This window comes from Micromonospora sp. NPDC049230, from assembly GCF_040647875.1.
Lineage (GTDB): Bacteria > Actinomycetota > Actinomycetes > Mycobacteriales > Micromonosporaceae > Micromonospora.
Window position 1 is genome coordinate 29,374 of record NZ_JBEZCZ010000044.1, and the last position, 14,164, is coordinate 43,537.

The following is a 14,164-nucleotide window of genomic DNA, read 5'->3' on the forward strand; positions in this document are numbered from 1 at the left end:
CCCACCTGGTCGTGGCACGCCCCCGCGCGCCCGTCCACCGGTCGTCGAGAAAGGACGATCATGTTCTCGTACCCCCGGCGCTGGCCCCGGGTCCTCGTCGCGGCGGTCACCACCGTCGCGAGCGTGACCCTGGCCGTGGCCGCCGCACCGTCCACCGCGCAGGCGGCGGTCATCCCCGCCAGCGACTATCAGCAGGTCAAACTCGCCACCGGCTCGGCCGAGCTGGGTGAGGCGATGTCCCTTGCCGTCCTGCCCAACCGCTCGGTGCTGCACACCGCCCGCAACGGCGTTCTGCGGGTCACCGACGTGAACGGCAACACCAAGACCTCCGGCACCCTCTCGGTCTACACGCACGACGAGGAGGGGTTGCAGGGCGTCGCCGTCGACCCCAACTTCGCCACCAACCGGTGGATCTACCTGTACTACTCGCCGACGCTGAGCACCCCGTCCGGCGACGCGCCGACGACCGGCTCGCAGTCTGACTGGGACCGGTGGAAGGGGCACCTGCGGCTGTCCCGGTTCACCCTCAACAGCGACGACACGCTCAACCTGGGCAGCGAGAAGATCGTGCTCCAGGTCGCCAACGACCGTGGGCAGTGCTGCCACGTCGGCGGTGACCTGGACTTCGACGCCGCCGGCAACCTGTACCTGACCACCGGCGACGACACCAACCCGTTCGAGTCGTCCGGCTACGCGCCGCTGGACGAGCGGACCAACCGCAACCCGCAGTTCGACGCCCAGCGCTCGGCGGGCAACACCAACGACCTGCGGGGCAAGGTGCTGCGGATCAAGCCGCAGGCCGACGGCACGTACACCATCCCGTCGGGCAACCTGTTCGCTCCCGGCACGGCCAACACCCGTCCGGAGATCTACGCGATGGGTCTGCGTAACCCGTTCCGGATGAGCGTCGACAAGGCCACCGGCGTGGTCTACGTCGGTGACTACGGCCCGGACGCCGGGTCCACGAACTCCAGCCGCGGCCCCTCCGGCCAGGTCGAGTTCAACCGCATCACGGCACCCGGCAACTTCGGCTGGCCGTACTGCACCGGCAGCAACAGCAGCACCGAAACGTACAACGAGTACACCTTCCCGTCCGGGCCGTCGCAGTCCAAGTACAACTGCACGGGCGGGCCGACCAACAACTCGTTCCGCAACACCGGCCTCGGCACGCTGCCCGCGGCGAAGCCGGCCTGGATCAAGTACGCCGGCGACTCCGGGTCCCCGTCGGAGTTCGGCAGCGGCTCGGAGTCGCCGATGGCCGGGCCGGTCTACCGCTACGACGCCTCGCTCAACTCCAGCATCAAGTTCCCGTCGTCGCTGGACGGCCAGTTCTTCGCCGGCGAGTACGGCCGCCGCTGGATCAAGCCAATCAAGATCAACGCCGACGGCTCGCGCGGGGAGATCTCCAGCTTCCCGTGGAGCGGCACCCAGGTCATGGACATGGCCTTCGGCCCGGACGGCGCGCTCTACGTGCTGGACTACGGCACCGGCTCGAACAACCAGGCGCTCTTCCGGATCGAGTACATCGGTGGCGGCAACCGCAACCCGATCGCGGTAGCCTCGGCCAACCCCACCTCGGGGTCGAACCCGCTGACCGTCAACTTCTCGTCGGCCGGCTCCTCCGACCCGGAGGGCGGGGCGCTGAGCTACCTGTGGACGTTCGGCGACGGCACCACGTCGACGGCGGCCAACCCGACGAAGACGTACACCACCAACGGCACCTACTCCCCCACCCTGAAGGTCACCGACCCGACCGGCCTGTCCGGCACGGCGAGCCTGGTCATCACCGTCGGGAACACCGCGCCGACGGTGACGCTGACCACGCCGGTCGACGGGCAGCTGTTCAGCTTCGGTGACACGGTGTCGTACCAGATCTCGGTGAGCGACCCGCAGGACGGCACGATCGACTGCTCCAAGGTGAGCCTGACCTACGCGCTGGGCCACGACAGCCACGCGCACCAGATCACCTCGAAGACCGGTTGCAGTGGCTCCATCACCGTCCCGACCGACGGTGAGCACGACTCCGCGGCCAACATCTACGGAGTCTTCGACGCCGCCTACACCGACAACGGTGGGCTCACCACGCACAGCATCAAGACCCTGCAACCGAAGCACCGTCAGGGTGAGCACTTCAGCGCCCAGTCCGGTGTCCAGGCCACCGACCACACCAACGCCGAGGGTGGTCGCACCGCCGGGTTCATCGAGAACAACGACTGGATCTCGTACCAGCCGTACAACCTGTCCAACGCCAACCGCATCACCGTGCGGGCGTCGTCGGCCGGCGCCGGTGGCACCATCGAGGTCCGGGCCGGGTCGGCCACCGGCACCCTGCTGGGCACCGTCACGGTGCCGGTGACCGGCAACTGGGAGACCTTCGTCGATTCGTCCGCCACGATCAGCAACCCGCCGAGCGCGTCGACCACGCTGTACCTGGTGTTCAAGGGCGGGTCCGGCTACCTGTTCGATGTCGACGCGTTCACCTTCGCCACCGGCACCGGCGGTAGCACGCCGGTGAGCACCCTACGGGCGCAGGTCAACAACCAGTACGTGTCGGCGGTCGGCACCACCGCGTTGATCGCCAACAAGGCCAGCGTCAGCAGCACCGAGCAGTTCGACCGGGTGGACGCCGGCAACGGCAACATCGCGCTGCGGTCGCGCGCCAACGGGCTCTACGTCTCGGCCGCGAACGCGGGCGCCAACCCGTTGGTCGCCAACGCCACAGCGATCGGTTCGTGGGAGACGTTCCAGCTCATCACCAACTCGGATGGGACGGTGAGCCTGCGCGCCACGGTCAACAACCAGATCGTGTGCGCCGAGAACGCCGGGGCCGGATCGCTGATCGCCAACCGTACGTCGGTTGGCGCCTGGGAGAGGTTCATCCTGACCACCGGCTGAGCAGCGGTGCGCGGCCTGGTCGGCGGCCGGGCCGCCGTACGGCGGGAGTCCGGGGCGGGCGGTGAAAACCGTCCGCCCCGGTTCTTTTCGCGATGCCACCGGCCCGGTGGACTCACGAGCCCGCGGGCACCCCGGCGTCGAGCTGGCCGATCATCGGGGCGAGAAGGTCGTTGAGCTCCCGGGCCAGCACCACCACGGCTCGGCACGCCGTGGTCGCGACGTCGTCGTCCGGACCGTCCGGAGCCGGCGGCAGCTGGTCCAGCGGCACCGGTGCCTCGACCTGGAGCATCGCCCGCAGGTGCGGGCTGCGGGTCTGGTCCTGCTCCGTCGGGGTCGTGTACTGGCCGAACAGTTGGGGCCAGTCCCGCCAGCCGCGGTCGCGCTGCCACTGCCTGGTCCAGGTGAGCTCGGCCGGCCAGCGGGAAACCACAGTCACGGCGCAGACCATGCTGCCGTCCCACGGGCTCCGCGCACAGGTCGCCGAGACGATCCGCCGATGCCAGCGGACGAAGCCGGGCGACAACGCGGTGGCGACCCGCCAGGCCGTCGCGGCGAACTCGACGGGCGAGATGTCGCCCCAGGTGTCGGCGAAGTCGTCGATCCGCCGCCGCACCTCGGCCTCGTAGCGGCCAGCGGTGTCGGTGCCGTGCTCGCGGTCGAACTGCTCGTCCAGCCAGAAGGCGCGCGGCTCGGACATCCCCACCCCCCGGATTCGTGAAGGTTTCTCAGACACGACGCGGCGCGTTCCGCAGTCAGGCAACCGTCACCGACCGTACACGACAGGACCACTGTGGATCGCCCGGCCGACCCTAGCGTGGGCGGTGCGACGTCGGAGCATGGTGACTCCGACCGCCAACCTCAGGGGGCCTCGTGCGCAGGAAACTCGGATTCGTCTCGGTGGGCATCATGCTGCTGACCACTCTCGCCGTCGCTCAGACGCCGGCCCGGGCGGGTGCCGTGGCGGCGGGCACGCCCAGCGCCTCGGCGACCGTGGCCGAGGCGCGCGCCACCATCCACGGGCGGGTGCCCACCGACGCGGACAGCGCGGCGGCGGCGGGGAACGCCTACTGGACGCCCGAACGCATGCGGGCGGCCCGCCCCGCTCCCATGCCGGACGGGGTCGACACCTTCGACGGGGAGGCCGCCGACCGCCCCGGCCGCATCGGTGCCGCACGAGACGTGGCGACACCGGCGGCGCCACGCTCCTCGGCGGCCGGCGTGCGCGCGGCCGTGGGAGGCGGCAGCCAGGGAACCCAGGCGGTGAACGCCTCACCCGGTGTCGGTCGCGTCTTCTACACCCACAACAAGGAGGACTTCTTCTGCTCCGGCGGGACCATCAACAACCCGCAGGCGAACATGGTCTCCACCGCCGGGCACTGCGTACACCCCGGTAACGGCGGATCCGTCTGGTACGACAACTGGGCGTACGCGCCGGAGTACACCGACGGTGTCGCGCTGCACGGCCTCTGGTTCGCCAAGGAGTTCACCTCCGTCGAGGGATGGGTCGACTGGGGTTACCTCTGGTGGGACTTCGCGTTCGTCACCATGCACCCGCTCAACGGCGACCGGCTCGTGCACGTCACCGGCGGGCAGGGGCTCAGCGTCAACAAGTCCAAGACGCTCACGGCGATGCTGCTCGGCTATCCGGGCGAAGCCCCGTACGACGGCCTGTCGCAGTACTACGCGCAGGGTGCCCTCAAGGCCGCCGGCGCGCAGCGGATCAAGCTGAAGAACTGCCCGCTCAACCACGGCTCCAGCGGCGGCCCGTTCCTGCGCGCCTGGGACAACGCCCTCCGATTCGGATACGTCAACTCGGTGATGTCGTACAAGTACTCCGACAACATGTACGGTCCCTACTTCGACGACGACGTCCTGGACATCTACAACGTCGCGAAGAACAAGCAGTAGCCGGCACCGGTCCGGTGTCTTGACAAGCCCCCCGGTCCAGAGTGGACCATGCACCGTGCGAATTCTCGTGGTGGGTGGCAGTGGCCTGATCGGCGCTCATGTCGTGGACGTGCTGCGCGAACGCGGCCACGCCACGACCACTGTGGCGCGGACCGCCCAGCCGGGGGTCGACCACCTGCTCGACCTCGGGTCCGCCTCGATCGAGGACCTGCGGCCGCTGCTCGCCGGTCACGACGGCGTCGTGTACGCCACCCGCACCGACGAGCAGCGGCCGCTGCCTAAGCCGATCTATCCACAGTTCCGCCGTGACAACGTCGACCCGGTGGTGCGCCTGTGCACCGCCGCCCGCCTGGAGGGCCTCACCCGCGGTGTGGTGATGGGCTCCTACTACACCTATTTCGACAGGCTGCATCCGCGGTGGCGGCTCGCCGAGCGGCACACGTACATCCGCTGCCGGGTCGAGCAGGCCCGCGAGGGACGGGCGGCGGCCGGCCCGGATCTGCCCGTCGCCGTCCTCGAACTGCCCTTCGTGTTCGGTCGGGCCGGCGACCGGCTGCCGAACTGGGCCGGGCCGCTGGACCGGTGGGCGCGGTCGCGTACCCCCCTTGCCGTGCCGACCGGCGGAAGCGCCGCGGTGTCGGCGCGCAGCGTCGCCGAGATCGCGGCGGACGCCCTGGAGCAGGCCAGCGGCGCGGACATCCCGGTCGCCGACGAGAACCTGACCTGGGACGACATGATCGGGCGCATCGCCGAGGCGGTCGGTCGACGCCGCCGGGTCGGCCGACTGCCGGCCGGCGCGGCGAAGGCCGCGTTCCGCCTCGGCGGCGCGTTACAGGCCCTCGGCCGCAAGGAGTCGGGAATCAACCTGAGCCACCTCGCGGACCTCCTGCTCGTCGACCTGTTCGTCGAGCCGACGACCGGCCGGTCACTGGACTCCGCGCTCCGCGAGACCTTCCCGACGACGGCGCCGACCGGTGCCGCGACGGCTGTCGACCCTGGGTAGCCGCGCGCCGGTGGAGACGCGTGGCGGGAATGCCTGTTCGCGCCGTCGTGTCAGGAGGCGGCAGGCGACGGGGCGCCCCCTGTCGACGGGGGCGGTGTGGCTCGTTCGGGTGGTCGTGCGAGGTACGCGGTCTTGACGTCCGCCGAGAACCCGCAGGCTCGGTAGAAGGCGTGGGTCGCGGGGCTACGCGAGCCCGTCATGAGCATCGCCTTGTAGCAGCCGGCGTCCCACGCGGCCTGGAGCGTGCCGGCCATGATCTGCCTGCCGAGGCCCGTGCCGCGCCGCGACTCGTCGACGACGACGTTCTCGACGACGGCGTAGGGCGAAGCCGACCGGCTGAGGTTGGGGATCACGTTGAGGTACGTCGTGGCGACGACGACCCCGTCCAGTTCGAGGACGAACAGGTGCAGCCCCGGTGAGCTGACGATCTGCTGGAAGGCCGCCTCGTCGGATCCATCCGCCAGCACCGGATCGTCGGCGTTCAGTTGCCGATAGAGTCGGATGATCTGCTCGAAGTCGTCGGGCCGCGCCGCACGGAACATGCCCCGCAGCGTAGCCAAGAGCCAGGCGCCGCCTCGTGCCGCGCCGCCCGGGTGCCGCTACCGTCGCACGCCGCGGTACACCTGTCGTCGAACGAGGCACCGTCACCTCCACTCTGGCCCCGGCATGCGGCCGTGCCATCGACACTGGGAACGAGGTAGACCTCATCAGTTGGTACCACGACCGCCGCGCGTCGGCGACGGACCTGGTCCTGTGGCAGGGTGTGGCGGTGCGAGACGTCGAGATCCGCGCGGCCACCCCGACCGATCGCCAGTTTCTGGTCGACATGCTGGTGGAGGCGATCAACTGGCTGCCGGAGCGCAACTGGTCTCGCGAGCAGATCCTGGCCAATCCCGCGTTGGCGCACTACGTCACCGGGTGGATGCGGCCCGACGACGTCGGGGTGGTCGCGACGCAGCCGGCTGGCCGGCCGGTCGGCGCGGCCTGGTTGCGGCACCTGACCGCCGACGATCCGGGATACGGGTACGTGAGCGACGACGTGCCGGAGCTGACCATCGGCGTTGTGGAATCGTGGCGGGGCCGAGGCGTGGGTCGGGTGTTGCTGCGCGCCGCCCTGGACGTCGCGCGTGCCCGCGGCACCGGTCGGGTGTCGCTGAGCGTGGAGCGGGCGAACTTCGCCGCCGGGTTGTACGCCGCCGAGGGGTTCCGCACCGTCGAGTCGTTCGAGAACGCCGACACCATGGTCGTCGACATTCGGGCGTGACCCGTCGGCGGCCCTCAGCCGAGCTGCTCGGCCAGTCCGACGATGATGCCCTCGGGGCCACGGACGTAGCAGAGCCGGTAGCTGTCCTCGTACCGGGCCAGCTCGCCGACGAGCTCGGCCCCCCGCGTCCGCAGGCGGGCGATGACGTCCTCGATGTCGTCGACGGCGAACATGATCCGACGAAGGCCCAGCGTGTTCGCGGGGGCGTCCGTCGGCTCGGCACGGATCGCCTCCGGCGCGTGGAACATCGCCAGCTCGACCTTTCCGTGGCCGTCCGGGGTCCGCAGCATCGCGACCTCCTGCCGGACGTCGTCGATCCCGATCACACGTTCCACCCACCGCCCCTCGACCGGCCCCCTGCCCTCCACCTCCATGCCGAGTTCGACGAAGAACGCGATGACCGCGTCAAGGTCGTCGACAACGATGAGGACGTTGTCCATCCGCTGGATCGCCATGCCGGGCCTGCCTCTCGTGGTGCGGCCCTGGTGGCCACTCACCACTGAGACGGAGCCGCCCGGCCGTTCTCGACATCCTGGACCATCGGGTTGTCCGGGGGCCGCCGCTGCTCGCCGGCGCGGGCGACCACGGTCCACCGGCTGCCCGTACCAGAAATTCCGGGAATCAGCAGGCCGTGCGCGACGGACGGATTGGACCGACAGTGCCTGCGCGGCCCGGCCGGGCCGGGAACAATGGACGTCGCTGCCGGGGGTGCGGCTGTTCGGCGGGCACCCGACGGGCCCGCGCCGACCGCTGTGGGAGGAGGACGCGATGCAGGCGATCCGGAAGGTCCGCCATCGACAGGCCGACGTCGACGGTCTGGAGGTGTTCTTCCGCGAGGCCGGGCGCGCGGGTCAGCCGACAGTCCTGCTGCTGCACGGCTTTCCGAGCTCGTCGCACACCTTCCGCGAGGTCATGCCCACGCTGGCCGACGTCGCGCACGTCATCGCGCCCGACCTCCCCGGCTTCGGTCTGTCGTCGTCACCGACCACCGACACGTACGACTACACCTTCGAGAACCTCTCCCGGACGGTCGAGCACCTCCTCGACCAGCTCGGGGTGGGCCGCTTCTTCGTCTACCTGCACGACTTCGGCGCACCAGTGGGCTACCACCTGGCCACCCGCGAGCCCTGTCGCATCCGTGGCCTCATCGTGCAGAGCGGCAACGCGCACCCCGACGGCCTCGGCGAGCAGTGGGACGACGCCAGGGCGTACTGGGCCGACCCGACCGACCAGCAGCGCGCCAAACTGCCGGACTGGTTGACCTTCGACGGGACCCGGGACCAGTATCTCGCCGGGCTGCCCGAGGGCGTGCGCACCCTGCAACCTCCCGAGTCGTGGCACCTCGACTGGGAGCGCCTGCGTCGACCGGGCACCATCGACGCCCAGTTCGCGCTGTTCACCGACTACGCCAACCACGTCGCCCGCTTCGCCGAGCTGGCCGCGTACCACCGGGCCCACCAGCCGCCGGCGCTGGTGCTCTGGGGACGGCACGACCCGTTCTTCGACGTCGACGAGGTTCTGGCCTACCACCGCGCCCTCGACCGCATGGACGCGCACATCTACGACGGCGGGCACTTCCTGTTGGAGACGCACGCGGCCGAATGCGCGGATCTCATGCGAACGTTCGTGCTCGACAACACCTGAGCCGCGTCGACGCCACTCACCCGGGGGGGCACAGACGTCTCGTCGGGCCGCCGTGGTCGGCTGGCTGAGCGACAGGGGATCGTCAGCGGAGTCGAGGCGTAGGGTGGCGCGATGTTCTCCGTCGACGCGCGTGACTCGATCCGGGAGCGGCTGCTCGCCTCGGCCGAACGTGACCCCGCCGTCGTCGGGGCCGCGATCACCGGATCCCACGCCGTCGAGGGTGCGGACCGATGGTCCGACATCGACCTGGTCCTCGGCATCGACGGCTCGCTGGATTCGGCGCTGCGCCACTGGAGTGCACTGCTCTACCGTGACTTCGCCGCCGTCCACCACTGGGACCTGCCGTCCGGCTCGTCGGTGTACCGGGTGTTCCTGCTTCCCGGCATGCTCGAGGTGGACATCGGGTTCACCCCGGCCGCTCAGTTCGGGCCGCGCGGTGCGAGCTGGCGTACCGTCTTCGGGCATCCCGCACCGGCGCAGGACGATCCGTCCCCCGATCGGCGGACCCTGGTCGGGTTGGCTTGGCACCACGCCCTGCACGCGTGGATCTGCATCCAACGACACCGCTGGTGGCAGGCCGAGCAGTGGATCAGCGCCCTCCGCGGTCAGGTTCTCGCCCTGGCCTGCCTGCGGCTCGGTCATCCCACCAGCTACGCGAAAGGCGCCCACCTGCTTCCTCCGGACGTGACAGCGCCGCTGGACGCCACACTGGTCCGTGCGCTCCACGACGCCGAACTCACCCGCGCTCTCCGCGCGGCGACGGCTGCGCTGCTCGCGGAACTCACGCTCGCCGATCCGTCCCTCGCAGCCCGACTCGCCGCGACACTGAACGATCTGCGCCCCGACGGTCAGCCGTCCGGCTCGCCCGTTCCGCGCCGCTGACGACGGCTCATCGGCAGAACGGCGCTCCGCTGCGCGGCATCCGTACGATCCTGGACATGCCTGATCTTGCCGAGCGGTTCGCCCAGCTCGCCGACGAGTACGAGGCCCGCAAGCGGGCGGCGACCGCGCTCGTCGAGGGCTGGGACTGGTACACCTGGCCGGGGCTTGATCTGCGTCCGTTGCACTTCGAACGGGACCTCCGCAAGACCGGGCGTCGTCTGGACGCCCGTCCCCCGCTGGATCGGGACGTGCTGCGTATCGGGTTCGATGCCCGGGGCCGCGTCGCCGTGGTCGAGGAGTACAGCGGCTTCCTCGACGGCGCCCGGTGCTACGAGACGTTCTTCCGCCACGGTGACGAGGTCGTCGAGGTGGCGCACTTCGACAGGGACGGTCCGATCTACCTGCACGAGTACCGTTTCGAAGGCGGGCTGATGCACACGGCCAGCATGGTCGCGCGACGCGGCTCCGGGCGGGAATCGTACGCGTACGTTGACGGGCGGATCAGCCGCGTCGAGATCGAGCACAGCGGTGCTCCCCCGGCTGTCCTGGTGGCCGAGCACGACGACCTGGGCCTGCTCCGGCTCGTCAGGATCCGCGGCCACGAGTCGCGGGTGTGCTACGCCCGGCCGCCGGCGGGCTTCGATCTTGAGGCGGCGTGTCGCGCCGTCGAGGACATGGCGGTCGCGCTGATACCGGACGCCGTCGCCCGGCTGGCGGTCGACGCCCCCATCGCCTGCCTCGCCCTCAGTTACGACCGGCCGACACAGCTGGTGATCGACGTCAGCGCGGCCACCGCCGACGAGCGCGCCGAGCTTGCCTCGCTCGAAGCCCGAGCGGCCTGGTCACCGGCGGACTTCGCGGCCAGCACCGACGTCGACCTCGGCGACACGGAACCGTCACGGCTCGTCCAGCAGGAACTCACAGTGCTCGACGCGGACGACGATGACGTGGCAGCCGGATCCGCGATCGGCCGACGACTGTGGTGCCGGGTCGCGGCTCGACTGAACCTGCGCGACTGGTCTGCCACGCTGCCGGTCACCGATGACTTCGTGGTCTACGCGGTCGACCTGGAACTGGTCGACCTGGAACGGAACCTGGCCGCTTGCCTGTCACCGGAGCGACTCGCCGAGTTCCACGGGCGGGGCCTGTGGTGACCCCAACCGGGTCGTGAGACTCGCGGGGCTTGGTCCTACTGGCCGGACTGTCAGCCGTCGGCGCGCTCTTCGAACGCCGCCACGAGGGTCGCGGCGATGACGGCGACAGCCCGCTCATCGTCGATGGTCAACTGCCGCAGGGTGCCCTGCGCGATGGTCGCCGGCATCTCGGCGAGGGCCTGGGTCAGGCGTATCCGCACCGCGGAGTCCGCAGTGTGCCCGGCGAATTCGTCGACAAGTGCGCTCATGATCCGGGCCGCGTTGCCCGGTTCCAGTGACAGTGCCCCCAGGACCTCCGCCGCTTCGACGTCGTTCGCGCCGTCGACCACCATCTCGACGAGTGTCGGCACGGCTTCGGTCGCGCCACGCCCGCCCAACGCCAGAGCAGCGTGCCGTCGCACCGTCGGGTCCGAGTCGCCGAGTGCGTCCGCGAGCACCGCGGTCGCCGCATCCGCGGATATCTCGGCGATCGCCAGGACCGCGCGCCGCCGGACGTCGACATTCTCCGAGTACACGCCGGAGGCCACGCTTGCCACACCGTCACCGCCCGACCGCGCGAGGGCCCACCGGAGGGCGCCGGCGACGTTCGGATCGGCTTCGGCGAGAATCGCCTCCGCCAGCAGCGCGTGGGGAACCGGCAGGTCTTCGGCCTGGTCCAAAACGGTCTGCTGCCGGCGCGCGGCACTGGACGAGTTGAGCCCGTGCAAGAGTTCGACGATGCGCAGGACGCCCTGCCAGCCGGAGGGCGCCGAGGCGTCGACCGTACGGAGTCGATCGAGTAGTTCCTGTTCCCGCTTCAGTCGGTCCTCGGTCCGGTGGATGAGGTCGCCGACCAGTGCGGACGGCGCGAAGGCAGGATCCTCCAGAGCACGTCTGACCTGCCGCAGCGACAGTCCCAGGGACCGCAGACTCTCCACGTGGAAGATCCGGCGAATGTCCTCGGCGGAGTACTCGCGGTAGCCACCCACGGTGCGGCCCGTTGGTCGCACCAGCCCGAGGGAGTCGTAGTGCCGGAGCATCCGGGTGCTCACCCCCGAGCGGCGTGCCACCTCACCGATCAGCACTCGGGCCCCTCGATCCGTTCCGGCCCGAGCGCGACGATCCGCTTCGCCTCGTCGACGGCCGCGTCGAAACCGATGTCCGGGTCGCGCAGGAGCAGCTCTGTGGCGCGGGCGTGCGCACTCACCGTCGGGTCGGCACCGGCCATCGCCGTCCGCAGGTCCGGCTCGATCAGCTCGCCGAGTGCGACGAGTGCTCGGCTGAGACTGAGTTTCACAGTCCGGTCGCCGCGACCGAGTTGTGCGGCCAACTCCGTGGCCAACCCCTTCTGTTCGCCGTCGGGCACGAGGACGACGGCAGCACGCCACGCGCTTCGCGCCACCTCGTCGTCGGCGTCGTGCAGCAACGCGCGTGTGATCGCGGGGTACGCGCTCCTGTCACCGATCTTGGACAGCGTATGCAACGCCTGGCTTCGGGCCTGAGCGCGTTCGGTCCGCAGTTCCGCGCGGAGTCTGGGCACCGTGATCTCCGCCGGAAGGCGGGTCAACGCCCACGTGAGCATGTCGCGCACGAAGAAGTCCGGCTCTGTCGCGCACCGTCGCACGAGCACATCGACGAACCCGGGGTCGGCGTGCGTGCCAACCGTCAGAGCCGCCTGGAGCCGCGTCGACGAGTTTTCGGCGCTCAACGCCTCGAACAGGCGCAGGTCTTGTGCATTCCGGTCTGTCGAGTTGACGGAGACCACCTCCCGCACCCAGTGAAGACCTTGTCACAGTGTCAACGTCAAGTCCCCGTGGTGCGGGAGCACGCCGGCAGGACCACCGGCTTGTTGACTCCTGCCGGGCGTCCTGCCTGTCTCCCACCACCGAACGTTGCTTGACTCAGCGGCATGACATCAATACGGAAAGCGATCGCCAGTACGGCGATCGCCGGGGCACTGGTCGGCGCGACGGCGCTCGCCGGTCCCACCTCCGCGTACGCGGAGTCCGACCAGCCCGGGGCGGCCGGAGCCGCCGCCTCCATCCTCGACATCATCCCGGCACCGACTCTGGACCGGATGGTCGCCCAGGCCCCGCTCGTCGACGCCGCCAATGTCATCCGCACCGCTGTGGACCGCGCGCCGGCACGCGGCTACGCCGGCATCGGCCTGGTCGACGACCACGTCACCCTCTGGTGGAAGGGCGCACTACCCACCGACATCACCGCAGCCGTCACCGACGCCCGCCGCACCGCGCCGGTCCAGGTGGCCAAGGCCACCTACTCCCAGGCCGAACTCCGCAAGGCGGCCGCCGCCCTCACCCCGGTGGTGAAGGCCAACCCGGCCGACGCCAGCCACTCGGTCCGGCTGCGCACCGACGGCACCGGCATCGACATCGGCGTGGACTACACCGCGGGCGCCAAGCTGCCGAAGCTGCCGGCCACCGGCGTGCGTACCAGCTTCGTCGAACGCGACCGGTTGGTCGAACGGTCACGGGCCAACGACGCCGCGCCGTTCGACGGCGGGGCGAGCATCGGGGTCACCATGCCCTGGTGCACCGCAGGCTTCGGTGTACGCAACGTGGACACCGACGCCGGTTACCTCCTCACCGCCGAACACTGCGGTGCCATCGGCTCGCCCTGGCACGTCGGCTTGTCCACCGGCACCGGCACGCTGGTCGGCTACGCGGTCGACAGCAACGACGACCACGACACGATGATCATTTCGACGTCGACTCCCGGCGACCACCTCTACGTCGGCGGTCAGCAGGACGAGGTCCGCGCCAAGGTGCTCCGCTGGACCGAGGTCTTCCCCGGCCAACTGCTGTGCCAGTCCGGGCACACCTCCGCGGGCGAGATCGGCGGTCCGGTCTGCAACCTGCGGGTCGACTTCCACTACGACGACATCGAGGACCTCGTCGAGGCCACCCAGCTCGACGGCGACGAGGCCGCACGGGGCGGCGACAGTGGCGGCCCGGTCTACTCCGTCAACGCCGACGGCACCGTGCTCGCCGCCGGCACCACCACCCGGTCACTGGGCGTGGGCTTCGGCTTCCAGGACTTCGCCACCGCCCGCGACGACTACGGCAACATCGTGCCGGCGACCACGATCGCCAGCACCTGCCGGGTCTCCTTCGTCGTCACCAACTCGTGGGTCACCGGCTACAGCGCCAGCGTCACCGTCTACAACGACGGCCCGGCCGCCAACGGCTGGTCGCTGGGCTTCGCCTTCCCGGGTGGACAACTCGTCCAGGGCCACTGGAACGGCATCTTCCAGCAGACCGGCGCGGCGGTGACCGTCACCAACGAGAACCACAACGCCAGCATCCCGACCGGCGGCGCCGTCAACTTCGGCTTCACCGCGAACGGCTCCCCCGCCGTCCCGGCCCCGTTCACCCTCAACGGCACCACCTGCAACTGACCCCTGTCCCTGCACAT

The 14,164-nt window shown here is 70.3% G+C and carries 13 protein-coding genes; 8 read left to right on the forward strand and 5 right to left on the reverse strand.

Annotated elements, in window-relative coordinates:
* Positions 1–60: 60 nt before the first annotated feature.
* On the forward strand, positions 61–2,895 hold the full coding sequence (locus tag AB0A95_RS28580; RefSeq protein ID WP_357558831.1) for a PQQ-dependent sugar dehydrogenase: 2,835 nt from the start codon (positions 61–63) through the stop codon (positions 2,893–2,895).
* Positions 2,896–3,007: 112 nt separating this feature from the next.
* Here the strand turns inward: AB0A95_RS28580 and AB0A95_RS28585 are convergent, their stop codons facing one another.
* A complete protein-coding gene (locus AB0A95_RS28585; protein WP_357558833.1) occupies positions 3,008–3,592 on the reverse strand; it encodes a hypothetical protein in 585 nt (194 codons plus the stop codon).
* A 173-nt stretch (positions 3,593–3,765) separates the two neighbouring features.
* Between AB0A95_RS28585 and AB0A95_RS28590 the strand changes: the two genes are divergently transcribed.
* Positions 3,766–4,803: a hypothetical protein gene (locus AB0A95_RS28590; protein WP_357558835.1), complete on the forward strand. Its 1,038-nt coding sequence runs from the start codon at positions 3,766–3,768 to the stop codon at positions 4,801–4,803.
* 55 nt (positions 4,804–4,858) lie between these two features.
* Entirely contained in the window at positions 4,859–5,806 is a 948-nt protein-coding gene (locus AB0A95_RS28595) for an NAD(P)H-binding protein (protein ID WP_357558836.1), read from the forward strand.
* A gap of 50 nt (positions 5,807–5,856) precedes the next feature.
* On the opposite strand, the gene AB0A95_RS28600 is transcribed toward AB0A95_RS28595, so the two are convergent.
* Positions 5,857–6,348, reverse strand: a complete 492-nt coding sequence (locus AB0A95_RS28600; RefSeq protein WP_357558838.1) for a GNAT family N-acetyltransferase — start codon at positions 6,346–6,348, stop codon at positions 5,857–5,859.
* Between the two features lie 227 nt (positions 6,349–6,575).
* On the opposite strand from AB0A95_RS28600, the gene AB0A95_RS28605 reads away from it, so the two are divergent.
* Positions 6,576–7,070 carry a GNAT family N-acetyltransferase gene (locus tag AB0A95_RS28605; RefSeq protein WP_357558839.1) on the forward strand — a complete coding sequence of 165 codons (495 nt, stop codon included), beginning with the start codon at positions 6,576–6,578 and terminating at the stop codon, positions 7,068–7,070.
* 14 nt (positions 7,071–7,084) lie between these two features.
* On the opposite strand, the gene AB0A95_RS28610 is transcribed toward AB0A95_RS28605, so the two are convergent.
* Positions 7,085–7,525 carry a VOC family protein gene (locus AB0A95_RS28610; protein ID WP_357558840.1) on the reverse strand — a complete coding sequence of 147 codons (441 nt, stop codon included), beginning with the start codon at positions 7,523–7,525 and terminating at the stop codon, positions 7,085–7,087.
* 313 nt (positions 7,526–7,838) lie between these two features.
* On the opposite strand from AB0A95_RS28610, the gene AB0A95_RS28615 reads away from it, so the two are divergent.
* The 3 genes from AB0A95_RS28615 to AB0A95_RS28625 all read left to right on the forward strand — a co-directional run bounded on the left by AB0A95_RS28615 (position 7,839) and on the right by AB0A95_RS28625 (position 10,750).
* A complete protein-coding gene (locus AB0A95_RS28615) occupies positions 7,839–8,714 on the forward strand; it encodes an alpha/beta hydrolase (RefSeq protein ID WP_357558841.1) in 876 nt (291 codons plus the stop codon).
* Between the two features lie 111 nt (positions 8,715–8,825).
* Positions 8,826–9,596: a hypothetical protein gene (locus AB0A95_RS28620; RefSeq protein WP_357558842.1), complete on the forward strand. Its 771-nt coding sequence runs from the start codon at positions 8,826–8,828 to the stop codon at positions 9,594–9,596.
* Between the two features lie 56 nt (positions 9,597–9,652).
* Entirely contained in the window at positions 9,653–10,750 is a 1,098-nt protein-coding gene (locus AB0A95_RS28625; RefSeq protein ID WP_357558843.1) for a hypothetical protein, read from the forward strand.
* Between the two features lie 50 nt (positions 10,751–10,800).
* Here the strand turns inward: AB0A95_RS28625 and AB0A95_RS28630 are convergent, their stop codons facing one another.
* A complete protein-coding gene (locus AB0A95_RS28630; RefSeq protein ID WP_357558844.1) occupies positions 10,801–11,814 on the reverse strand; it encodes a MerR family transcriptional regulator in 1,014 nt (337 codons plus the stop codon).
* Complete coding sequence (locus AB0A95_RS28635; RefSeq protein ID WP_357558860.1) at positions 11,808–12,494, reverse strand: HEAT repeat domain-containing protein; 687 nt, start codon at positions 12,492–12,494, stop codon at positions 11,808–11,810. The genes AB0A95_RS28630 and AB0A95_RS28635 overlap by 7 nt, the downstream gene beginning before the upstream one ends.
* Before the next feature lie 144 nt (positions 12,495–12,638).
* On the opposite strand from AB0A95_RS28635, the gene AB0A95_RS28640 reads away from it, so the two are divergent.
* Entirely contained in the window at positions 12,639–14,147 is a 1,509-nt protein-coding gene (locus tag AB0A95_RS28640; protein ID WP_357558845.1) for a cellulose binding domain-containing protein, read from the forward strand.
* The last annotated feature ends 17 nt before the right edge of the window (positions 14,148–14,164 follow it).